Annotated in this window: 20 protein-coding genes; 14 read left to right on the top strand and 6 right to left on the bottom strand. The window is 74.9% G+C overall.

Annotated elements, in window-relative coordinates; translation table 11 throughout:
• Positions 1–389 precede the first annotated feature (389 nt).
• Positions 390–1,334: a D-2-hydroxyacid dehydrogenase family protein gene (locus tag ACIQUR_RS33265; RefSeq protein WP_403672701.1), complete on the bottom strand. Its 945-nt coding sequence runs from the start codon at positions 1,332–1,334 to the stop codon at positions 390–392.
• A 144-nt stretch (positions 1,335–1,478) separates the two neighbouring features.
• Here ACIQUR_RS33265 and ACIQUR_RS33260 point away from each other — a divergent pair, with 144 nt between their 5' ends.
• The 4 genes from ACIQUR_RS33260 (at position 1,479) to ACIQUR_RS33245 (ending at position 5,934) form a co-directional block, all read left to right on the top strand.
• Positions 1,479–2,084 carry a histidine phosphatase family protein gene (locus tag ACIQUR_RS33260; protein ID WP_403672699.1) on the top strand — a complete coding sequence of 202 codons (606 nt, stop codon included), beginning with the start codon at positions 1,479–1,481 and terminating at the stop codon, positions 2,082–2,084.
• 147 nt (positions 2,085–2,231) lie between these two features.
• Positions 2,232–3,467, top strand: coding sequence for an MFS transporter (locus ACIQUR_RS33255; RefSeq protein ID WP_403672696.1), 1,236 nt, complete (start codon positions 2,232–2,234; stop codon positions 3,465–3,467).
• Positions 3,468–3,509: 42 nt separating this feature from the next.
• Complete coding sequence (locus ACIQUR_RS33250; protein WP_403672693.1) at positions 3,510–4,742, top strand: ATP-grasp domain-containing protein; 1,233 nt, start codon at positions 3,510–3,512, stop codon at positions 4,740–4,742.
• Positions 4,743–4,842: 100 nt separating this feature from the next.
• Positions 4,843–5,934 carry a threonine aldolase family protein gene (locus ACIQUR_RS33245; RefSeq protein ID WP_403672690.1) on the top strand — a complete coding sequence of 364 codons (1,092 nt, stop codon included), beginning with the start codon at positions 4,843–4,845 and terminating at the stop codon, positions 5,932–5,934.
• A 112-nt stretch (positions 5,935–6,046) separates the two neighbouring features.
• Here ACIQUR_RS33245 and ACIQUR_RS33240 read toward each other — a convergent pair whose 3' ends face one another.
• Positions 6,047–6,898, bottom strand: a complete 852-nt coding sequence (locus ACIQUR_RS33240; RefSeq protein ID WP_403672687.1) for a GNAT family N-acetyltransferase — start codon at positions 6,896–6,898, stop codon at positions 6,047–6,049.
• Positions 6,899–6,963: 65 nt separating this feature from the next.
• On the opposite strand from ACIQUR_RS33240, the gene ACIQUR_RS33235 reads away from it, so the two are divergent.
• Both ACIQUR_RS33235 and ACIQUR_RS33230 read left to right on the top strand, forming a co-directional pair.
• Entirely contained in the window at positions 6,964–7,596 is a 633-nt protein-coding gene (locus tag ACIQUR_RS33235) for a DUF6629 family protein (protein ID WP_403672684.1), read from the top strand.
• Positions 7,597–7,770: 174 nt separating this feature from the next.
• Complete coding sequence (locus ACIQUR_RS33230) at positions 7,771–8,163, top strand: molybdopterin-binding protein (RefSeq protein ID WP_403672681.1); 393 nt, start codon at positions 7,771–7,773, stop codon at positions 8,161–8,163.
• Here the strand turns inward: ACIQUR_RS33230 and ACIQUR_RS33225 are convergent.
• A complete protein-coding gene (locus tag ACIQUR_RS33225; protein WP_403672679.1) occupies positions 8,147–8,272 on the bottom strand; it encodes a hypothetical protein in 126 nt (41 codons plus the stop codon). The two genes, ACIQUR_RS33230 and ACIQUR_RS33225, sit on opposite strands and share 17 nt — an antisense overlap.
• Positions 8,273–8,628: 356 nt before the next feature.
• Here ACIQUR_RS33225 and ACIQUR_RS33220 point away from each other — a divergent pair, with 356 nt between their 5' ends.
• From ACIQUR_RS33220 to ACIQUR_RS33210, 3 genes are all read left to right on the top strand, one after another.
• Positions 8,629–9,123 carry a universal stress protein gene (locus ACIQUR_RS33220; protein WP_403672676.1) on the top strand — a complete coding sequence of 165 codons (495 nt, stop codon included), beginning with the start codon at positions 8,629–8,631 and terminating at the stop codon, positions 9,121–9,123.
• Positions 9,124–9,308: 185 nt separating this feature from the next.
• Positions 9,309–9,893 carry a DUF4352 domain-containing protein gene (locus ACIQUR_RS33215; RefSeq protein ID WP_403672673.1) on the top strand — a complete coding sequence of 195 codons (585 nt, stop codon included), beginning with the start codon at positions 9,309–9,311 and terminating at the stop codon, positions 9,891–9,893.
• 59 nt (positions 9,894–9,952) lie between these two features.
• Positions 9,953–10,561 (top strand): CBS domain-containing protein, encoded by a 609-nt coding sequence (locus ACIQUR_RS33210; RefSeq protein WP_403672670.1) that lies wholly within the window; start codon positions 9,953–9,955, stop codon positions 10,559–10,561.
• A gap of 45 nt (positions 10,562–10,606) precedes the next feature.
• Here ACIQUR_RS33210 and ACIQUR_RS33205 read toward each other — a convergent pair whose 3' ends face one another.
• A complete protein-coding gene (locus tag ACIQUR_RS33205; protein WP_403672667.1) occupies positions 10,607–11,740 on the bottom strand; it encodes an alpha/beta hydrolase in 1,134 nt (377 codons plus the stop codon).
• A 117-nt stretch (positions 11,741–11,857) separates the two neighbouring features.
• On the bottom strand, positions 11,858–13,402 hold the full coding sequence (locus tag ACIQUR_RS33200) for an ATP-dependent DNA ligase (RefSeq protein WP_403672664.1): 1,545 nt from the start codon (positions 13,400–13,402) through the stop codon (positions 11,858–11,860).
• A gap of 187 nt (positions 13,403–13,589) precedes the next feature.
• Between ACIQUR_RS33200 and ACIQUR_RS33195 the strand changes: the two genes are divergently transcribed.
• The 5 genes from ACIQUR_RS33195 to ACIQUR_RS33175 all read left to right on the top strand — a co-directional run bounded on the left by ACIQUR_RS33195 (position 13,590) and on the right by ACIQUR_RS33175 (position 19,761).
• Positions 13,590–14,219: an alpha-ketoglutarate-dependent dioxygenase AlkB gene (locus ACIQUR_RS33195; protein WP_403672661.1), complete on the top strand. Its 630-nt coding sequence runs from the start codon at positions 13,590–13,592 to the stop codon at positions 14,217–14,219.
• A gap of 315 nt (positions 14,220–14,534) precedes the next feature.
• Positions 14,535–16,328, top strand: coding sequence for a serine/threonine-protein kinase (locus tag ACIQUR_RS33190; RefSeq protein WP_403672658.1), 1,794 nt, complete (start codon positions 14,535–14,537; stop codon positions 16,326–16,328).
• A gap of 44 nt (positions 16,329–16,372) precedes the next feature.
• The gene (locus ACIQUR_RS33185; protein WP_403672656.1) at positions 16,373–16,831 is read left to right on the top strand and encodes a hypothetical protein; all 459 of its coding nucleotides are present in this window, start codon (positions 16,373–16,375) and stop codon (positions 16,829–16,831) included.
• Between the two features lie 166 nt (positions 16,832–16,997).
• Positions 16,998–18,602 (top strand): VWA domain-containing protein, encoded by a 1,605-nt coding sequence (locus tag ACIQUR_RS33180; protein WP_403672653.1) that lies wholly within the window; start codon positions 16,998–17,000, stop codon positions 18,600–18,602.
• Between the two features lie 430 nt (positions 18,603–19,032).
• A complete protein-coding gene (locus tag ACIQUR_RS33175; protein ID WP_399951196.1) occupies positions 19,033–19,761 on the top strand; it encodes a GNAT family N-acetyltransferase in 729 nt (242 codons plus the stop codon).
• Positions 19,762–19,864: 103 nt separating this feature from the next.
• On the opposite strand, the gene ACIQUR_RS33170 is transcribed toward ACIQUR_RS33175, so the two are convergent.
• Positions 19,865–20,404: a GNAT family N-acetyltransferase gene (locus tag ACIQUR_RS33170; protein WP_403672650.1), complete on the bottom strand. Its 540-nt coding sequence runs from the start codon at positions 20,402–20,404 to the stop codon at positions 19,865–19,867.
• Positions 20,405–20,414 lie beyond the last annotated feature (10 nt).

The raw sequence follows: 20,414 nt of genomic DNA, 5'->3' as shown, positions 1-20,414 counted from the left end.
CCCGAAAAACGCCCCGGAGCAACACAAGCCACCACCCAGTCCCACGGCCCTTGCCCGGCACCGAGGGGGAGCCATCCACCGTTCCCCAGCACGCCTCCGGCCACCCACGCCACCCCCAGCCCCCGCCCCACGGGGCGCGCACCCCCGTCCGTAGGCCCACCGCACGGCTCAGCGGCCTCCGGGCCGTCCGTACCCCTTCACAGGCCGCCCACGATCGCTACGCGCTCCGGCAGTCGGGCGACCCACGGTCCGTGGTGGCCGGACATGAGCCGCCACAGATCGCTACGCGCTGCGGTGGTCGGGCGGCCGCGGTCGGTGGGGGCGGACGGAGCCGCCACGGGTGGATACGCGCTCCGGTGGTCGGGCGGCTCGGTGTGCGTGCGGGGCCGTCAGGACAGTACGCGGACCGGGGCTCCGGCCAGGTAGGCCTCGATGTTCTCGACCGCCTCCCGGAAGTACCCCTCGTAGTTGCGGCGGGTCACGTAGCCCAGGTGGGGCAGGCCCAGGAAGTTCGGGGCGGTGCGCAGCGGGTCGTCCGCGGGGAGCGGTTCGGTTTCGAACACGTCCGCGCCGGCGCCCGCGATCCAGCCCTCGCGCAGGGCGCGGAGCAGGGCCCGCTGGTCGACGATGGCCGCTCGGGAGGTGTTGACCAGGTACGCGGTGGGGCGCATCCGGCGCAGTTCCGGCTCGCCGATCAGGCCCCGGGTGCGGTCGCCGAGGACCAGGTGGACGGAAACGAAGTCGCTGGTCTCCAGCAGTTCTTCCTTGGACGCCGCGGCCTTCACGCCGAGGCCGGCGGCCACGGCCTGGTCCAGGTTGCTGCTCCAGGCGGTCACGTCCATGCCGAAGGCGAGGCCGATGCGGGCCATCTGGCGGCCGGTCTTGCCGAGGCCCAGCAGGCCGAGGCGGCTGCCGTGCAGGTCGGTGCCGAGGGTCTGCTGCCAGGGGCCGTTCGTGCGCAGCGCGTTGTGTTCGGGGACGATCTGCCGGGCCAGGCCCAGGATGAGGGCCCAGGCCAGTTCGGCCGGGGGTTCGGAGTTGCTGGCCGTGCCGCAGACCGTGACGCCCTGGCGGGTGGCGGCGGCCACGTCGATGGACGCGTTGCGCATGCCCGAGGTGATGAGCAGACGGAGTCGCGGGAGGCGGGCGAGGGTGGTGGCGGGGAACGGGGTGCGTTCGCGCATGGCGACGAGGATGTCGCAGTCGCGTACGGCCTCGGGGTCCTGCTGGTCGTGCAGGAAGCGGGTTTCGACCCGCTCGGCGATGCGGGTCCAGTCGGCCAGGCCCTCGGCGACTCCCTGGTAGTCGTCCAGTACCGCGCAGCGCAGCTTCACCGTCTCTCCCCCATGATCGTCGGATACCGGCCGAGCGTAGAGCATTCCCGGCGCGTCCCGGCGGGTGCCGGGCGCCGGCTGGCGCACCGTAGGGGTGGTCCCGGGAGGTGCCCGGACCTGCGGACGCGAGGAGGCGGGGCGGGAATGGGCGATGTGCTGCTGGTCCGGCACGGCGAGACGGCGTGGAGCGCCTCGGGGCGGCACACCGGGCTGACCGACGTGCCGTTGACGGCCGGGGGCGTCGAGGAGGCGATCACGCTGGCCCCGTACTTCGCCGGGCTCTCCCCCGCGCTGGTGCTCACCAGTACGCTCACCCGCGCCCGCAGCACGGCGCGGCTGGCGGGGCTGCCGCAGGGGGAGACCGACACCGACCTGCACGAGTGGGACTACGGGGCGTACGAGGGCGTCACCACGGCGGAGATCCACCGCACCCGGCCGGGCTGGTCGCTCTGGCGGGACGGGGTGCCGCCGGGCGACGCGGAGCATCCGGGGGAGAGTCCGGAGCAGGTGGGAGCGCGGGCCGACCGGGTGCTGGCGCGGGTGGCGGCGGCGCTCGACGGCGCCGAGGGGGATGCCGTACTCGTGGCCCACGGGCACTTCCTGCGGGTGCTGACGGCGCGTTACCTGGGGCTGCCGCCCGCGGAGGGGCGGCTGTTCCTGCTGCGGACGGGGACGGTCAGCAGGCTGTCCACGGAGCACGGGGCGCCGGTGATCGCGGGGTGGAACACCCGTCCGCTGCCGGTGGATTGAGGGCGCCTGAGCGAGGGATTGCCGGGCGTTTCTTGTGGTTTCCCTCGGATTCCCAGGGAGTATGTCAGGTCTGACTGGTTTTGATTGCCCTCGCTGGGTGGGTGTGTTTGTGTAACGCACATCGATCCACGCAAGGAATCCCTTTCGATGTCTACGCACATGCCAGGGCTGTGGCCCACGTTGGCATCACGGGCGCTCGGCAGCAGCGCCTACTACGTGATCTCGCCCTTCCTGGCCATCTGGCTCCACAGCACGCTCGGCATGCCGGTCCCGGTGGCCGCCACCGCCGTCGGCGTGCACCTGCTCAGCATGCGCGCCGGCGCGGTGGCCATGCAGTTCGTCGTCGTCCGGTTCCGCCTGCGGCTGGTCCTGGTGGCGGGGTACGTCCTCGCCGCGGCCGTCCTGGTGGTGCCGGTGGCCCTGGGCGTCGAGAGCGCCGCGGCCTGGCTGGCGGTCCTCGCGGTCAACGGCACGGCGGTGTCCTGCGCCAACGTGGGCACCAAGGCGCTGATCGCCAACGGCTGTGACGAACACACCAGGTTGCGCGCGTTCGGGCAGCTCAACGCCGCCGTCAACGGCGGCGCGGCCCTCGGCCCGGTGGCCGGCGGCTGGCTGATGTCCGTGACGGGGCGGGCCTTCCCGCTGGTCCCGGTCGCCGGGTTCCTGGTGGCCGCGGCCCTCGCGTGGGGCTCCCCCGGCGACGTACGGGCGGCCGCGCCCGGCGGCGGGCGGCCGCGGTTCGGCCTGCCGAACCGGGACGTGCTGCTGTGGGCCTCGGTGATGGCCACCCTGTGGGTGGCGTACGCGCAGTTCGCCAACGTGCTGCCGGTGTACGTCGCCGCCCACGTCTCCACCGGGGTCATCAGCCTGCTGTTCCTGGTCAACGCGGTGCTCATCGTGCTGTTCCAGGCCCTGGTGGCGCGCTGGACCGACGGCATCGCGCGGCGGCGCGGCGACCGGGCGGTCGTCGCCCTGGGGCTCGTGCTGCTGGCACTGTCCCTGGTGCTGTTCGTACCGGGGCAAGGCGCGGCCTGGCCCGTGGTGTTCGTCGGCGTGGCCGTGTTCACCTTCTCCGAGCTGGTGTGGTCCCCCGCCGCCGACAGCATCCTGTCGAAGAAGGCCGCGGGCGACTCGTTCACCGCCTTCGGCTTCGCCGGCCTGATCTGGGGCGTCGCCGAGTCGCTCGGCGGGTCGGTGGGCACCGCGCTGGCCGGCGACACCGGCTCGGACACCGGCTGGTACCCGTTCGCCGGGGCCGCCGCCCTCTGCCTGCTGACGGCCGCCCTCGTCGTGGCGGTGCCGCGGCTGCGCGCTCGTACCCGGGTGCCCGCGGTGCCGGACGGTGCCCCCGCACCGGCTCCGGCCCCTGTGAAGACCTCGTAACCCCTCTCACGTACCACCACGGAAGAAACGGACGACCGCACCATGGCCGACCACCTCGTCATCGTCGAAGCACTCACCAGCGGCACGGGCCTGCGGCTCGTCGAGGCCGCCACCCGCAAGGCCGGCCGGGTCACCTTCGTCACCCGCGACACCGGGCGCTACGCGAACGACCCGCTGCGCGCCCTGCTGGAGACCGGCACCGTCGACGTGCGCGTCCGCGAGACCCGCTCCACCGAGGAACTCACCCAGCTCTTCGCCGAGTTGCTCGACGACGCCCCGTTCACGCTGATCGCGCCGAACGAGCAGTTCCTCCTCCCCGCCGCCACCGCGGCCGAGAAGCTGGGCATCCCCTTCCTGCCCACCGAGGCCGTCCGCCTCACCCAGGACAAGCACGCCTTCCGCGTGGCCTGCGCCGAGCGGGACATCCCCGCGCCGCGCAGCACGGCCGCCGCCGACCTGGCCACCGCGCTCGCGGCGGCGGAGGCGACCGGCTACCCGGTGGTCCTCAAGCCCTCCATCGGCACCGGAAGTTACGGCGTGGTGTCCGCGGCCGACGCCGACGAGGTGCGGGCCCACTTCCCGGCCGTGCTGGCCGAGTCCGAGGCACAGGGCGGCGTGCCGCTGGTCGAGGAGTTCCTCATCGGGCCGGTGGTCAGCGCCGAGGTGCTGTACGCGGGCGGCGTCCCGCACGTCCTGGGCATCAGCGACCGGATCATGAGCGAGCTGCCGTACTTCATGGAGCTGGCGATCCGCTTCCCGGTGGACCTGGCCCCCGAGGCGCACGCCGCGATCGAGCGGATCTGCGCCGACCTCGCCGGCCTGCTGTCGTACGAGCAGGGTCCGGCGCACATCGAGTTCGCCCTCACGGCCGGCGGGCCGAAGATCGTGGAGTTCAACCCCCGCTTCGCCGGCCGGAACGTCTCCACGATGGTGTCCGCCGCACTCGACTGGAACGTCTTCGACGGGATCGTCGCCTCCTACCTGGGCGAGCCGGTCGTCGTGCCGGCGCCGGTGCGCGCCGCCTCCGAGCAGGCGCTGTACGCCCGGGGCGGCGGCCGCTTCGAGGGCGTCGCGGGCCGCGAACTCGCCGAGCGGGTGCCGGGGCTGGAGTCCATCCGCATCACGGCACGGCCCGGCGACGAGCTGGCCGACGCCAAGGACCAGCGCAGCGAGTACGGCACCCTCTGGTGCACCGGCGCCACGGCCGACGAGGCCGGGATCCGCGCCGCCTCGGCCGCCACGTACCTCCGGCCGGTCTTCGCCGACCGCGACTGACCCGCGCCCGCACGGCCGCCCCGGGTCGCATCCCGCCACCAGCGGACCGCCACCCGTACAACGTCACACGTCACACCCTGACCAGAGAGACAGAGAACCCGTGAGCACTCCTGCCGCCATCACCCCGGTCAAGCGCCCCGCCGTCGACCTGTACAGCGACACCATCACGCTGCCGACGCCCGAGATGCGGGCCTTCATGGCCCAGGCCCCGATCGGGGACGAGCAGAAGGGCGAGGACCCCAGCGTCAACGAACTGACCGCCATGACGGCCGAGCTGCTGGGCAAGGAGGCCGCCGTCTACCTGCCCTCCGGCACCATGTGCAACGAGATCGCGCTGGCCCTGCACTCGCGCCCGGGCGACGAGGTGCTCGCCGACGCGACCGCGCACATCATCAACTACGAGGTCGGCGGCCCCGCCGCGATCAGCGGCATCAACGTCCGCGCCCTCCAGGGTGAGCGCGGCGTCTTCACCGCCGAGCAGTTCCGCGCCGCGATCCGCACCCCCAGCCGGTACGCCCCGCGCACCTCCGGCGTGGTCATCGAGCAGACCTCCAACGCGGGCGGCGGCACCGTCTGGCCGCTGGAGACCATCGCCGAGATCACCGGCATCGCCCGCGAGCACGGCCTGTGGACGCACATGGACGGCGCCCGCCTGCTGAACGCGTCGGTGGCCTCCGGCATCCAACCTGCCACCTACGCCGCCCACTTCGACTCCGTCTTCATCGACCTCAGCAAGGGCCTCGGCGCGCCGGTCGGCGGACTCCTCGCCGGCTCCCACGCGTTCATCGAGGAGGCCTGGCGGCTCAAGCAGCGCTGGGGCGGCGCCATGCGGCAGGCCGGCGTCGTCGCGTCGGCCGGCGTCTACGCGCTGCGCCACCACGTCGAGCGGCTGGCCGAGGACCACGCGAACGCCCGGCGCCTGGCCGCCGAGCTGGCCGGCATCCCCGGCCTGGTGATCCACCCGGAGCACGTCGAGACCAACATCGTGCTCTTCGACGTCGCCGCGACGGGCCTGACCGCCGCCGAGTTCGGCCGCCACACGATGGACGAGTACGGGGTCCGGATCAGCGTCTTCGGCCCGACGACCGTACGCGTGGTCACGCACCTGGACTTCACCGCCGACCAGATCCCCCTCGCGGTACGCGCCATCGCCGGCGCCGCCGCCTCCGGCACCCTCCCCGCAGCCGCCTGACCCCCACCCCGAACCGCCGGGTGCCCGGCCCTCCCCCGCCCGGGCACCCGGCCTCCCGCGCCCTCGCCGCCTGACAGACCCGGCGGCCGGGCCCTCCCGGCCTGCGCGGAGCTCAGCCCAGCTCGAGGCTGGTGACTCCGTACAGGTGCGGGAAGTTCAGGGGCGGGGTGGCGCCCGTGTACATGCGGGCCGTTTCGAAGACGGGGGTCAGGCCGGCTCCGGCCATCAGCGTGAGGGCCGCCGGGTTGACGTCCGGGGCGTCGACGGAGACCGGGCGGCCGGCCGCCGCGGACGCCAGGCGGTGCAGCAGTGCGGCGGCGATCCGCTGGTCCGCCGCGTACAGCGGGCCGATCCGGTCCGCCGTCACGCCCGGGCGGACCGCCCCGAAGCCCTCGACGGCCCCGTCGCGCAGGGCGACGTAGGCCGTGCGGCCCGGCAGTCCCGTCCAGGCCGCCAGGAAGGCGTCGCGGGGCTCGGGGAAGAACCGCCGGTCGTACGCGGCCAGCCGCTCGAAGGGCAGCTCCCGGGCGTCGACCAGTTCGACCCCCGGCGGCAGCGAGGAGTCCCCGGGGACCGGGACGCCCTCGTACCTGAGGTTCGTCCACGCCGGACGGAACCCGGACTTGCGGTAGTTCTCCTGCTGCTCGACCACCCCGTCCAGGCCGACCAGCCGCCCGTCGAGGGCCGCCATCCCCGCCCGCCACAGCTGGATCCCGTACCCCTGGCCCCGTACGGACGGGTGGGCGATGTAGAAGCCGATGAACCCGAAGCCCGCGCCGTACCGGACCGCGGAGATGCACGCCACGGGAGTGCCCTGGTGGCGCCCGACCAGGAACCCCCTGGGATCCGCCACGGCGAAGGCGAACCTGTCCCCCTCCCCCGGGTTCCACCCCTCGCTCTCGGCCCAGTCACGCATCAGCAGCAGGTCCGCGGCGCTCGCGCTCGCGATCTCAAGGTCGGCCACGACGCGTTTCTACCAGACCGCCCGGTTGCGGCAGCGGAGTTCGGCCACCGGGCACACTCCCCCGTATGTGCTGGAGCGCGACGGCGGATCTCGTGGCCGGAACGGCCGTGTCGGCGGTCGGAGTGGCCTGCCTTGCCTCCGTGCGGCGTCCCCGCGACCTGCTGGTCGCCGCGCTGCCCGCGCTGCTCGGCGCCCACCAGATCGTCGAGTCCGCCGTCTGGCGGTCGGGAGGCGGCTCCGGTGCCGCGACCACCGCCTGGGCGGTCATCGCACTCCCGGTCGCCGCCCTCTGGGTGCCCCTGGGCGTGTTCCTCGCCGCCGGCCCGGCGGCTCCCCGCAGGCTCCTGGCCCCGCTCGCCGCCGGCGCGGCCGCCGCCGGGCCGCTCGCGTACGGGCTCAGCCGCCGTGAGCCGGTGGCCGAGGTGCGCGGCCACACCGTCGGCTACCTGCTGGACCTGCCGGGCGCCGGTGTCCTGGTCGTCCTCTACCTGTGTGCCACCCTCGGCGCGCTCCTCCTCTCCGGTGACCGGCTGCTGCGTCTCCTGGGCGGTCTGCTCGCCGCCGGCGCGGTGCTCTGCGCGGCGCTGTGGCGACTGGAATTCGCCTCCACCTGGTGCGCCTTCGCCGCCGTCGCCTCCGTGCTGGTGCTGGCGTGGGTTCGGCGGCGCCCCGCCCGCGACGGACGGGGGCCCGGCTAGAGGTTCCGGTCGTACGTACGGTCCTCGTCCGAGTCGTAGACCCGCCGGCCCCCCTCGTCGTAACCCACCACGTGCGGGGCCCCTCTCGTCGCGGATGCAGATCATCCTGGTGGCGGGGGCCTCGGCGCGCGGGGCGGATCGGGCCGGGTGCGGGTGGCCCCCTAGGGTGGGGGCATGGAGTCTTACACGATCGGGCAGGCGGCCCGGCTGCTGGGTGTCAGCGTGGACACGGCGCGGCGGTGGGCCGACGCGGGGCGCTTCCCCACCCGGCGCGAGGGTGCCAAGCGGTTCGTGGACGGGAAGGACCTGGCGGCGTTCTGCGTGGAGGTCGCGCAGGACTCGGATTCCGACGAGGAGGCCGCTTACACCTCGGCTCGCAACGCGTTCCCCGGGATCGTGACGGCCGTCAAGCTCGGCGACGTGGCCGCGCAGGTGGAGATCCAGGCCGGGCCGCACCGGCTGGTTTCGCTGCTGACGCGGGAGGCCGTGGAGGAGCTGGGCATCGAGGTCGGCAAGCGGGCCACGGCCCGGGTGAAGTCCACGAGCGTCTTCATCGACCGGATGTAGCGACGACGGAGGAGCCGGCCGCGAGGCCGAGGTCCTTCACGGCGTCGGCGGTGACGGACGTGACGGAGCTGACGGTGCCGGCGAGCTGGTCGCGGATGCTCAGGCTCATGATGGAACCGCCCCACGGGGGGCGACGAGCGCGCCCGTGCGGCGGACCGGTACGTCCGACGCCACGCGGCACGGACGGGGCCCTCCGGGCACGGGGCGCGCGGCCGCCGGCCGGATGACCGGCCGGACGATCCCCGGTGGACACCGGCAGGCCGGGCCTGCGCTGACGGGTGGTCACCGCCCGGAACCGCCGGTCCGGGACCGGCACGGTCCCGGGGCGGACGTCAGGGGGGCGTCAGGGTTCGCCCCGGGCGCGTCAGGGGGGCGTCAGGAATGCGTCATGGCCGGTTCCCGTCGGGTCGCGGCGGGCGTTCGATGGGAGGGCCGGGTACGTCGCCCGGCGGGGAAGGGGACGCGATGCGGGTGGTGGTCGGGGTCAGCGGCACTCCGGCGGGTGCGGCGGCGCTGCACCGGGCCGCGGCGGAGGCCCGGCAGCGGGGTGCGGACCTGTGGACGGTGCTGGCCTGGCAGGTGCCCGGGCGGGACCGGACGCAGCGGGACACCTGGCGGGAGGCGGCCGTGGCGCGGTTGCGGGAGATCCTGGACGAGGCCTTCGGGCCGGCCGGGCCCGGCGTGACGCTCGCGGGCCTGACGGCGGTGGGGGCGCCCGGCGCGGTGCTGGTGGACGTGGCACGGGCACCGGACGACGTGCTGGTGGTGGGTGCCGGGCAGCGGGGACCGCTGCGGCGTCTGCTGCGGCCCTCGGTGGCCCGGTACTGCGTGGCGCGCGCCGCCTGCCCGGTGCTGGTGGTGCCGCCGTCGCCGCTGCTGGCCGAGCTGGGTGCCGTACACCGGCGGAACGTGTGGGGGCTGCCCCTGGACGCGCGGGGGCTGGGCGGGGTGGCGTCCTGAGCCGGGTCTCCGGTCACCGGCGGCGTCAAGCGTGACGTTGTGCGGTCACCTGTGACGTTGTGCGGTCACCTGTGACATTGCGCCACCGCGGCGCTGCGCCGACCGGGTGGCGGCTGGCGCGGCCGGGGAGCATCGTGGAGTTAGCTCCGGCACGCGCCCTCGGGGACCAGCCACCGGGAGGAGCCATGCGCCGTCCACCGGCCTTGCTCTTGGCAGCGCTCGCGCTCGTCGCGGGCGGACTGGGCGCGCAGGCGTCCGCGTCCGCCGCCCCCGCCGAGCCCGTCCCGCTGGGGACGACCGTCAGTCTCACCGGCCAGCGGTCCGAGAAGGTCGACGTGACCGTCCTGAAGGTGGTCGACCCGGCCGCCTCTTCCGACGAGTTCTTCACGCCGGACGAGGGGAACCGTTACGTCTCGGTCCAGTTCCGGCTCAAGAACACCGGGACGGTCCCGTACCGCGACAGTCCGGTGAACGGCGCGACGCTGGTCGACGCCCAGGGGCAGCAGTTCGACGCCGATGTCGTGGCCAAGACCACGGCCGGGCCGCGGCTTCCGGTGGCGCTGACCATCACGCCCGGCAACACCGCGCTGGGCTACCTGACGTTCCAGCTGCCCGACGGCTCCAAGCCGGTGACCGTGCAGTTCGCGCTGAACAGCGGTTACGCCGAGGACGTCGGCGAGTGGAAGGTGACCGCCACGGGCACGGCCGCGGGCCAGGGCCGCGCGGCGGGCGGCGGGTGCCTGGCGACGACCCTCGGGGTTCGCCAGTGAGCCGGTCCTGATAGACAAGGGTGGACAAACCACACCTTACGTAGAGGACTGGACGCACCATGAGGCACCGCAGGGTGGCCGATCTGATGACTCCCGCCGCCGTGAGCGTGCAGCGGGGCACCTCGTTCAAGGAGATCGCGCGGCTGCTGGACGAGTACGGGATCACGGCCGTTCCGGTCGTGGACGACGGGAAGCCGGTCGGTGTCGTCTCCGAGGCGGACCTGTTGCGCCGGCACACCCCGGACGAGCGGAGCAACGGTACGGGGGCCAGCACCGCGGAGGGCCTGATGAGCAGTCCCGCGGTGGTGGCGCGTCCGGAGTGGAGCGCGGTGGAGGCGGCCCGCGTGATGGAGGAGCGGGGCATCAAGCGGCTCCCGGTGGTGGACGGCAGCGGCTATCTGATCGGTGTCGTCAGCCGCAGCGACCTGCTGCGGGTGTTCCTGCGGCGGGACCGGTCGATCCAGCAGGAGATCCTGGAGGACGTGCTGACCCGCACCCTCAACCTCTCCCCCTCCGCCCTGACCGTGGAGGTCGTCGACGGGCGGGTGACGCTGAGCGGGACGGTGGAGCGCAAGAGCCTGGTCCCGATCACGGTCCGGCTCTGCGAGAGCGTCGACGGCGTGATCGACGTGATCGACCGGCTGGGGTTCGAGCACGACGACACGTGAGGCCCGGCCCCTGCCGGGCGCCCGTCCGCGGGAACGGCGCGGCGGCTACCGGCCGGCGAGCGCGTACGGGACCGGGAGCGAGAGGACGGAGTCCGACCCCGCCGTCGGCTGATCCGTCCCTGCGGCCGGGGTCAGCCGGTCGCTGAGCCACGGCAGTGCGGACGGGTACATGCCGGTCCAGGTCTGGAAGTTGTGCCCGCCCTCGGGGACGACCAGGGTCTTCAGCCGCACCGGGGTGCCGGCCGCGGCGCGGGCGAACTCCTCGATGGCGCCCACCGGACTGTCGCGGTCCTGCCGCGAGGTGGCCAGGAAGAGGGAGACGTCGGCCCTGGTGTCCTTGACCAGGGCGAGGGGGCTGGTACGGGCGCGCAGCGCGGCGTCCGGGATGACGTCCGGGTCCCCGGAGAGCGGGTCGGGGTCCAGGGCGACGCCGGCGGTGAAGGTCCTCGGGTACTGGAGCGGCAGCCGGGCGGCGCAGTAGCCGCCGGTGGAGATGCCCATCAGGCCCCATCCGCCGGGGGCGGGCAGGGTGCGGAAGTGGTCGGCGACGAGTTCGGTGACGTCCTCGGCGAGCCAGGTGGCGTTCTTGCGCAGCGGCGTGTCGACGCAGTCGGTGTCGATGCCGCCGGGGTCGATGGTGGGCATGACGAGGATGGCGGGGCCGGCGGTGCCGTCGTCGACGAACCGCCGGTAGGCGTCGGGCATGCCGCCGTGTTCGAGCCAGGACTCGGGGGCGCCGGGGATGCCGTGCAGCAGCATGACCACCGGGTAGCGGGTCGTGCGCTGGGCCGGGTCGTCGTACCCCGGTGGCGTCCATACGAGGACCTCGCCGGAGAGGCGGGAGTGGGTGCCGCGGAAGTACGTGCTGAGGGTGCCGGAGGCGCCGGGGGTGAACTGGGCGCGGCGGGCGGGGGGACCGGGCATGGAGGCGTCGACGGTGTCGGTGGCGCCGGTGCCGAGCAGGTCGTTCCAGGAGGCGTAGAGGCCGTAGCTGTTGTTCACCCAGGCCCCGACGGTGGCGACCGCGGTGAGCTGGCAGAGGGCGATCATGGCCAGCCGGGCGGTCCAGCGGAGCCAGCCCGGGCCGGGCAGGCGGGCCCAGAGGAGGAGCGTGGCCAGCATCGCGAGCGCGGTGAGCACCGCGAGGAGCACAAGGAACGAGGTGCTGGTGAGTCCCATGGGTCCCACGTGTACCAAAGGTGCGCCGGGTTCTCCGGTTTTGTCCCGCGTCGCCGCGCGGCGGAGGGTACGGAACGTACGGGGGGTACGGATCCCGGTCCGCCCCGGGCCGGGGGTTCAGGCCTCCGCCGCCGGTCCTCCGGTGGCCAGTACGGTCTCGACCGTGTCGGCCTCGGCGGCGGTCTTGTCGGGTCGGTGGCGGACGACGCGGGCGAAGCGGAGGGTGATGCCGGCGGGGTAGCGGGTGGAGCGCTGGAGGCCGTCGAAGGCCACCTCGACGACGAGTTCGGGCCGGACGCGGACGGTGAAGCCGCTGTCGTCGACGGCCAGTTCGCGCAGCCGGTCGGTCTGCCAGCGCAGCATCTCGTCGGTGAGCCCCTTGAAGGTCTTGCCGAGCATGACGAAGTCGCCGTCGGCGGCCCGGGCGCCCAGGTGGAGGTTGGAGAGCAGGCCGGTGCGCCGTCCGTGGCCCCATTCGGCGGCGAGGACCACGAGGTCGAGGGTGTGGACGGGCTTCACCTTGAGCCAGGAGCGGCCGCGGCGGCCGGCGGTGTAGGCGGAGTCCAGGGCCTTGACCACGACGCCCTCGTGGCCGCGCCGCAGCGTCTCGGTCCAGAACTCCTCGGCGGCGGGCGCCTGTTCGACGGGTTCCTCGACGACGAGGCGCCGGATGCGGGAGGGCTCGGGCACGAGGGCGTCGAGGCGGGCCTGTCGTTCGCGCACGGGCAGGTCGAGGAGTTCCCGGCCGTCGGCGGCGAGGACGTCGAAGAAGACCGGGGACAGCGGGAGCGCCTGCCGGGCGGCGGCCACGTCGAGGCGTGACCCGACCCGGCTCGCCACCTCCTGGAAGGCGACGGGGCGGCCGCCGGGGCCGAGGGCGATGACCTCGCCGTCGAGGATGAACCGGTCGCCGGGCAGGTCCCGGGCCAGGGCGGCGACCTCGGGGAGGCGGGCGGTGATCTCGTCGAGGGAGCGGGTGTAGACCCGTACGTCGTCCCCGTCGCGGTGGACCTGGACGCGGATCCCGTCGAGCTTCTCCTCCACGCTGCACGGCCCCAGTGCCGCGAGGGCCTCGGCCACGGACTTGGCGGTGTGGGCGAGCATCGGCTGTACGGGGATCCCGACCCGCAGCGTGAAGCCGGCCAGCGCGTCCGTGCCCCCGGCCAGCACCGCGCGCGCCACCCGGGGCAGCGAGCCGTCCAGCATCACGGCCCGCCGCAGCGCCTCCGCGGGGACTCCGGCGGCGACGGCGACGCCCTCCAGGGCGAGGGCGTCGAGCGCTCCCTGGCGGACCTCGCCGCCCAGCAGCCGCAGCAGGAAGGGCTGCTCGTCGGCGGTGGCGGCGCCCAGCAGCTCCGCGACGACCCGGCGGCGTTCGGCCTGGGCGCCGGGGCCCGAGACGGCGGCCAGGGCGGTGACGGCGGCGTCGACGTCCCGGACGGTGAGGGCGGGCTCCGGGGCGGGCGGTACGGGGTGGCGGAGGGTGGACCAGCCGACGCCGGGCCGGCCCTGGGGCAGGCGTCCGGCGAGGTAGGCGATGACGAGCGGGGCGTCGTCCGCGTCGGTGGCGGCGAAGAGCCCGGCCAGCAGTTCCTTCTTCCGTGAGCGCGCCGAGGTCGCGGCGACCTCCCGCGACACCCGCGCCACGTCGGCCAGCAGCATGCGGTTCATCCTGCCGTGCGGGGGCGGGTGGCGCATCACGACGGGCGGCAGGCCGGCGGCGGACAGCCGGACAGCACGCCGGCGGACAGCGGCCGGCGCCCGCCGCCGCGGCGGTGCCGCCGGGGGCGTCGCACACCCCACCCCCTTGTTCGTACATACATTCGAGCACCGGGGGTACGCTGGAACCATGCACGCGCATCTCCAGGGCTCGCTCTTCGACCAGACCGACGAGATCCGCCTCGGCCCGCTGACCGGGCTGCGGCGCACCGAGCTGGGGTCGGGCGCCTGGATAGACCACCTGCCCGGCTGGGTCAGCGGGGCGGACGCGCTGTTCGAGCACCTGGCGGCCGAGGTCCCCTGGCGGGCCGAGCGGCGGCAGATGTACGAACGCGAGGTGGACGTGCCGCGGCTGCTCGCCTACTACGCCGAGGGCGCCCCGCTCCCCCACCCGTCGCTGACCGAGGCGCGCGAGGCGCTGTCGGCGCACTACGCGGCCGAGCTCGGGGAGCCGTTCACCACGGCCGGGCTCTGCCTCTACCGCGACGGCCGGGACAGCGTGGCCTGGCACGGCGACCGCACCGGGCGGTCCTCGCGCGAGGACACCATGGTCGCGATCATGTCCGTCGGCGACCCGCGCGACCTGGCCCTGCGGCCGCGGGGCGGCGGGCGTACGGCGATGCGCCTCCCCCTGGGCCACGGCGACCTGGTGGTGATGGGCGGCTCCTGCCAGCGCACGTGGGAGCACGCGGTCCCCAAGTCGACGCGGGCGGTGGGTCCCCGGGTGAGCGTGCAGTTCCGCCCGCGCGGGGTGGGGTGAGGCCGGCCCACGCGCGGGGCGGGGGCCGGAGGCCGCCTTCGAGGGGTGGCCGACGTCCGCGGCGGGGCTGGGGGCGCCCGCCGTCCCGCAGCCGCCGGGCGGGGAAGTCGCGTACCCGCCGCGCGAACTCCTCGGGTTCCGTGGCGTGGATCAGGTGCCCGGCCGAGCGACCGTTTCCCGGTCGTCGGCGCCCTCCCCGGTGGCGTGCAGCAGGACCCTCGCGGGGGCTTCCGGCGGGCCCCGGACCGCGTGCGGGAGCCGGATCCCCCGACGCCCGTCATCGGGCGTTCTCGCATGCTCCTACTATGACCTGCCATGGACACGAGTGAGGCCGGCAGACGGCTGATCGACGGCCGCTTCGAACTGCTGGCACGGCTGGGCAGCGGCGGCATGGGCACGGTGTGGCGGGCCCGGGACATCTCCCTCGACCGTGAGGTCGCGCTGAAGGAGGTCCGGCCGCCCGACCCCGCGGTGGCGGAGGCCAACCCGGCGCTGGCGCGCACCCTGCGCGAGCGTGCGGTGCGCGAGGCCAGGGCGCTGGCCCGGCTGGCCGACCCCCACGTGGTCACCATCCACCAGATCATCGAGCCGGCCGACGGCTCGCACCCGTGGATCGTGATGGAACTCGTGCAGGGCGGTTCCCTCGCGGACCGGCTGGACCGGGGCTCGCTGCCGGTGGCGGACGCGGTGCGGATCGGCCTGGACGTGCTGGCCGCCCTGCGCGCCGCGCACGCGGCCGGCGTGCACCACCGCGACGTGAAGCCGGCGAACGTACTGCTGCGCCCCAACGGCGGCGCGGTCCTGACCGACTTCGGCATCGCCGCGCTGCGCGGCTCCACCAGCCTGACCGCCACCGGGGACCTGATCGGCTCCCCCGAGTACATCGCGCCCGAGCGGATCCGGGGCGAGGAGGGCCACCCGGCCTCCGACCTGTGGTCGCTGGGCATGATGCTGTACGTGTCGACCGAGGGCATGCACCCGCTGCGCCGGGCGACCACCATGGCCACCATGGTCGCGGTGCTGGAGGACCCGGTGCCGCCGCCGGTCCGGTCCGGGCCGCTGGGGCCCGTGCTGGCCGCGCTGCTGGTGCGCGACCCGGCCGCGCGGCCGGACGCCGAGCGCCTGGAGGAGCTGCTGCGGGCGGCCGGGGGGACCGGCGGGCCGACGGCGCCGTCCGGCCTCGGCGGCTTCGCGAAGCAGGACGCGCCCCCCGTGCCGCAGCCGCCCGTGACCCCGGTGGCGCAGCCCGGGGTCACTCCGGGTGCGTACGGGGCCTCCCCCTACGGTCAGGGCCAGTTCGGGCAGCCGGGGTACGGGCAGGGCCCGTACGGGGGCAGCCCGTACGGGGCGCCGACCCCGTACCCGCCCGTGTCCGCCCCGGTCGGGTACGGCGGCGCGACCACCGCGCCGTCCCCGGTGCCCGCCCCGCGGCCCTCGGGCAACAAGCGGTCGGTGGTGCTGGCCATCGTGATCTGCGGGGCGCTGCTCGCGGGGACCGTGGCGCTCATCCGGCTGCTGCCGGACGGCAGTGACTCGAACGCCGGGGGCAGCGGGGGTCAGGCCTCGGGCGGGTCGTCGGTGCGCCCGACGGCCCCGGCCACCACGGGCACGGACGACAAGGACGGGACGGGCGGCGGGACCGGCTCGGGCGGCGTGGTGACCAAGGGCACCCTGCTGACCCCGGCGAACGTGCGGGCCGCCGTCGCCTCGTTCAAGGAGGCCGCGGGCACCGACAAGGTCGTCGAGATTACCATCTACGAGCAGTACGCGATGGCGGACATCACGCCCAAGGGCCGCAAGGGCGTGTACGACGACTACCGCTACGACATCGGCGGTTCCGCCCGCCGCACCGGTCCCGGAAGCACCCTGGACGCGGACGACGAGCCGATCGACCTGGCGAAGGTCAACTGGGACGCCCTGCCGGGGCTGATCAAGCGGGCGGACTCGGAACTCGGCGTCGAGAAGCCCACGATGCGCTACGTGATCGTGGACCGGGGGCTGATCGACAAGGAGGCCACGATGCGCGTGTACGTCTCCGACGAGTACGGCGGCGGCTACCTCCAGGCGGACCTGACGGGCAAGGTGCAGCGGCTGCTGCCGCGCTCCTGAAAACCGGTTGGTCCCGGCGGCCGGGCGGCCTACCGTCGCGCGTGATGGAGATGTCCTTCCGGAAGCTGCCGGACAACCAGCACGAGATCCTGGTCCGCGACCGCAGGGGGCCGGACGTCCGGCTGCCCGCCCAGCCGACGGGTCCGGCCATGCCGCACGACCTGGTGCACGCCGTCGTCGAGTCCGCCCTCGGCCTCGACGACGGCTTCTGGGGCGCGGTGGCGCGCGGCGCCACCTTCCAGGGCTTCGAGCCCGTCGGGCCGTCGCGGCACCGCCGCTCGGGGCTGAAGGTGCTGCGGCGCGGCGGTGACGCGGTGCTGGCCGCGGAGCTGTCGGTGAACTGGGCGTACCGGGTCTGGTCGGGGCTGCCCGCCTCGGGCCGGGGCGTGGGCCGGCCGCCGCTCGGCGAGGCCGAGCTGGCCCGTACCGGTGCGGCCCTGGACGAGGCGGCGGCCCGGTGGGCGGCCGTGCCCGAGGGCGGGAGCCTGGTCTGGCGCTGGTGACCCGGCCCGGCGGCCCTGGCCGCCCGTGTCCTGACCGGCCCGTGTCCTGACCTTTACATTCCGCCTCGCGTTGTCCTTTCGAGATCGATTCGCAACCCTGCCGCGCGCTCCGCCTCGCCTTCGCGCACGTCACATTCACAAGTGCCGTGGACCGAGGAGGGGCCAAGTGGAGCTCTGCGCAAGGAAGTACGGGCGGGTGCTGGCGGTGACGCTGGCGGGCGGCCTGCTGGTGACGGGCTGTGGGGGCGGCGGTTCCGCCGTGGACGGACCGAATGGTTCCCACCGGCGTCCGCCGCGCCACGCCGCGCCGGAAAGCGGCGGCGTCACGGGCGGCGGCGTCACGGGCGGTGGGGCCCGGCAGGGCGGCTCGGCCCAGGGTGCCGCGGAGGGCTCGTCGGAGGGCGCCCGGGAGGGCGAGGACGACGGCCTGCGGCCCTCCGCGCCGCCCGCCGACTACCTGTCGACCTTCGGGCTCGACGTGGACACGGCCGGGTACGGCTACGCCCGCCGGGCGCTGGGCCGGGGGCGGCTGCCGGACGCGGCGGCCGTGCGCCCCGAGGAGTTCGTCAACAGCTTCCGCCAGGACTACCCGAGGCCGCAGGGCGACGGCTTCTCGGTGACCGTGGACGGGGCCGCCACCGCGGAGCCCGGCTGGTCGCTGGTACGGGTGGGGCTGGCCACCCGGGACGGGGCGCCGGCGTCCGAACGGCCGCCCGCCGCACTGACGTTCGTCGTGGACGTGTCGGGCTCGATGGCCGAGCCGGGCCGGCTGGACCTGGTCCGCTCCTCGTTGGCGCTGATGCTGGACCGGCTGCGCGACGACGACTCGGTCGCCCTCGTGACGTTCAGCTCCGAGGCGAGAACACTGCTCCCGATGACCCGGCTGGCCGGCGCGCGCGAGCGGATCCGCACCGCGGTCGACGCGCTGCGGACCGCGGACTCGACGAACGTGGAGGCCGGGGTGGCGCGCGGGTACGACGTGGCGGTGGCCGGACGGCGGGCGGGGGCCACGAACCGGGTGGTGCTGCTGTCCGACGCGCTCGCCAACACCGGGGCGACCACGGCCGACGCGATCCTGGAACGCGTCGAGGGGGCGCGGCGCGCGTACGGGATCACCCTGTCCGGGGTGGGCGTGGGCAGCGAGTACGGGGACGAGCTGATGGAGCGGCTCGCGGACCGGGGCGACGGGCACACCACGTACGTCTCCGACGCCGAGGAGGCCCGCACGGTGTTCTGCGAGCAGCTGCCGGCGCAGGTGGAGCTGCGGGCGCGGGACGCGAAGGCCCAGGTGGCGTTCGACCCGGCGACCGTGGAACGGTTCCGCCTGGTGGGGTACGAGAACCGGAAGGTGGCCGACGGCGACTTCCGGAACGACCGGGTGGACGGCGGCGAGGTGGGGGCCGGGCACACCGTGACGGCCCTGTACGCCGTACGGCTGCGGGCCGGCGCGGCCGGGCACGTGGCGACGGCGACGGTGCGCTGGCTGGATCCGCGGACGCGGGCCCCGCACGAGGAGTCGGGGCGGGTGGAGGCGTCGTCGCTGACCGCGCCCCTGTGGTCGGAGTCGAACCCGCGGCTCCAGGTCTCGGCGGTGGCGGCGTACCTGGCGTCGGCCCTGCGCGCCCGCTCGGGCGGCTGGGAGCCGCTGCCGGGCGCGGTGGCGCCCGCGGCCCTCACGGGCCACGCGGAGCGGCTGGCGCGCGGCACCGAGGACGAGGACGTGCGGCGCCTCGCCACGGCGGTCCGGCAGGCCGCGTCGCTGCTCGGCTGACCGGCCGCCCGCGCGGCCCGCACGGGGTCCCCCAGGGGGCCTCGGGCGGGGTCGCGCGGGGGTGCTGCCGGGGCCTTTGACCGAGCCTTGACCCGGGCGTCCGCGACGCGCCGCCCGGGCCGGGTCCGGAGGTGTCCCGCCCCAGGTCAGGGGCCTGTCGGGGGGCGGGGCGAGAACGTGGTCAGCCACATGCTCCCACCACCTTCTCCAAAGACCGGCTAGGCCTTATGGTGAGCCCGTCGCCGATCGCGAATTCCCCTCGCGGTTCCGCGTCACCCGGCAGGTAGGGCCCCGCGTTCACCTGACCGCCCCTCTCGCTTTACCCTTCCTTTCCCACCCCAGCCATGCCTCGGTCGCATGCTGTACCACCGCCTTCGCACCATGACCAAGGTGCGGGGCACACTCCGACATCCGAAGGACCGAAGGGCCCGTGCCTGTACCCGTAGCCCTCACCGGCCGCATCGCGCGGCTGGAGCCCCTCGCACCCCACCACGCCCTCGCGCTCGCCGAGGCCGGTGCCGAGGACCGTACGTCGTACGCCTTCACTCCCGTGCCCCACGGCCTGGAGGCGGCCGAGCGGTATATCGACCATGCCCTCTCCGAACAGGCGGCGGGCCGGATGCTGCCGTTCGCGGTGATCAGCGCCGCGGACGGCCGGGTGGTCGGTTCCACACGCTTCCTGGAACTGGACTACTGGAAGGGCCCCATGGTGTGGCCCTCCGTGCCGGGCGTGCCGTACGGCGATCCGGCGACGGCGGTGCCCGATGCGGCGGAGATCGGCAACACCTGGCTGGCGCCCCGCGCCCAGGGGACGGGGATCAACGCCGAGATGAAGCTGCTGATGCTGCGGCACGCCTTCGAGACCTGGGGCGTGCGCCGCATCTCGCTGCGCGCGGACGCCCGGAACACCCGGTCGCGGGCCGCGATCGAGCGTCTCGGGGCGACCTGCGAGGGCGTCCGCCGGGCGCATTCGCGGGGGCTGGACGGCGCGGTGCGCAGCACGGCCTTCTACTCGATCCTGGACGAGGAGTGGCCCGCCGTGCGGGCCATCATCGAGCTGCGGCTGGCCGCGGCGGCCTCCCCGGCCGCGCTGAACCGGGCGATCGACCGCGAGTGCCTGGGGCAGGACGGCGGCGGGGGCCGGCTGATCCTGGCCTGAGCCGCCGGTACGGCTCCGCGTGAGCGGCCCGGCCCCGGGACCGGATCCCGGGGCCGGGCCGCTCGTGTACGGGGCGCCGTCCCGCGGACGGGCGCCGTGCGGCCTACGGGGCGGGCGGGGTCCACTCGTCGGTGAGGAGGCCCAGCACGACTTCGTCGAGGAACTCGCCGTGTACCCAGGCCGCGCTGCGCCGCACGCCCTCGCGGGTGAAGCCGTTCCGCTCGGCCGCGGCGATCATCGCGGTGTTGTCGGCGAGCGTCTCCAGCTGGAGGCGGTGGAGGCCCCGGACGGTGAAGCCGTAGTGGCAGAGCAGCCGGACGACCTCGCGGCCGAGTCCCCGGCCGCGGAAGGCGGGGCGGAGGGCGAGACCGAGGTGGGCGCCGCGGTTGTGGAGGTCGACGTCCCAGAGGACGGCCTCGCCGGCCAGCTCGCCGGTGGCGAGTTCGACGACGGAGAAGCAGGCGTCCCGGTCGCCCGGGGGGCGTACGGCGTACGGCGATCCCTCGTGCGCGGCGGGCCAGGGCACCCAGGGCCGGGTGTCGGCACGGGCGTGGCCGGGGACGTCGTCGTACAGCTCGGCGTGGAGCAGGGGCACGTCCTCGGGGTGCCGGGCGCGCAGCCCGGTCTTGTCTCCTCGTATCACCCGGTATTTC

This window comes from Streptomyces sp. NPDC101132 (genome assembly GCF_044759225.1).
Taxonomy (GTDB): Bacteria; Actinomycetota; Actinomycetes; order Streptomycetales; family Streptomycetaceae; genus Streptomyces.
Note: the sequence above shows the minus strand (reverse complement) of the source record. Positions and strands in the feature narration are given on the sequence as shown.

Bases quoted from the DNA above. Each gene is read 5' to 3' on its own strand.
- ACIQUR_RS33260 (WP_403672699.1), top strand. From the start codon at position 1,479: ATGGGCGATGTGCTGCTGGTCCGGCACGGCGAGACGGCGTGGAGCGCC.
- ACIQUR_RS33255 (WP_403672696.1), top strand. From the start codon at position 2,232: ATGTCTACGCACATGCCAGGGCTGTGGCCCACGTTGGCATCACGGGCG.
- ACIQUR_RS33250 (WP_403672693.1), top strand. From the start codon at position 3,510: ATGGCCGACCACCTCGTCATCGTCGAAGCACTCACCAGCGGCACGGGC.
- ACIQUR_RS33235 (WP_403672684.1), top strand. From the start codon at position 6,964: ATGTGCTGGAGCGCGACGGCGGATCTCGTGGCCGGAACGGCCGTGTCG.
- ACIQUR_RS33230 (WP_403672681.1), top strand. From the start codon at position 7,771: ATGGAGTCTTACACGATCGGGCAGGCGGCCCGGCTGCTGGGTGTCAGC.
- ACIQUR_RS33225 (WP_403672679.1), bottom strand. From the start codon at position 8,272: ATGAGCCTGAGCATCCGCGACCAGCTCGCCGGCACCGTCAGCTCCGTC.
- ACIQUR_RS33220 (WP_403672676.1), top strand. From the start codon at position 8,629: ATGCGGGTGGTGGTCGGGGTCAGCGGCACTCCGGCGGGTGCGGCGGCG.
- ACIQUR_RS33215 (WP_403672673.1), top strand. From the start codon at position 9,309: ATGCGCCGTCCACCGGCCTTGCTCTTGGCAGCGCTCGCGCTCGTCGCG.
- ACIQUR_RS33210 (WP_403672670.1), top strand. From the start codon at position 9,953: ATGAGGCACCGCAGGGTGGCCGATCTGATGACTCCCGCCGCCGTGAGC.
- ACIQUR_RS33205 (WP_403672667.1), bottom strand. From the start codon at position 11,740: ATGGGACTCACCAGCACCTCGTTCCTTGTGCTCCTCGCGGTGCTCACC.
- ACIQUR_RS33200 (WP_403672664.1), bottom strand. From the start codon at position 13,402: ATGCTGCTGGCCGACGTGGCGCGGGTGTCGCGGGAGGTCGCCGCGACC.
- ACIQUR_RS33195 (WP_403672661.1), top strand. From the start codon at position 13,590: ATGCACGCGCATCTCCAGGGCTCGCTCTTCGACCAGACCGACGAGATC.
- ACIQUR_RS33190 (WP_403672658.1), top strand. From the start codon at position 14,535: ATGGACACGAGTGAGGCCGGCAGACGGCTGATCGACGGCCGCTTCGAA.
- ACIQUR_RS33185 (WP_403672656.1), top strand. From the start codon at position 16,373: ATGGAGATGTCCTTCCGGAAGCTGCCGGACAACCAGCACGAGATCCTG.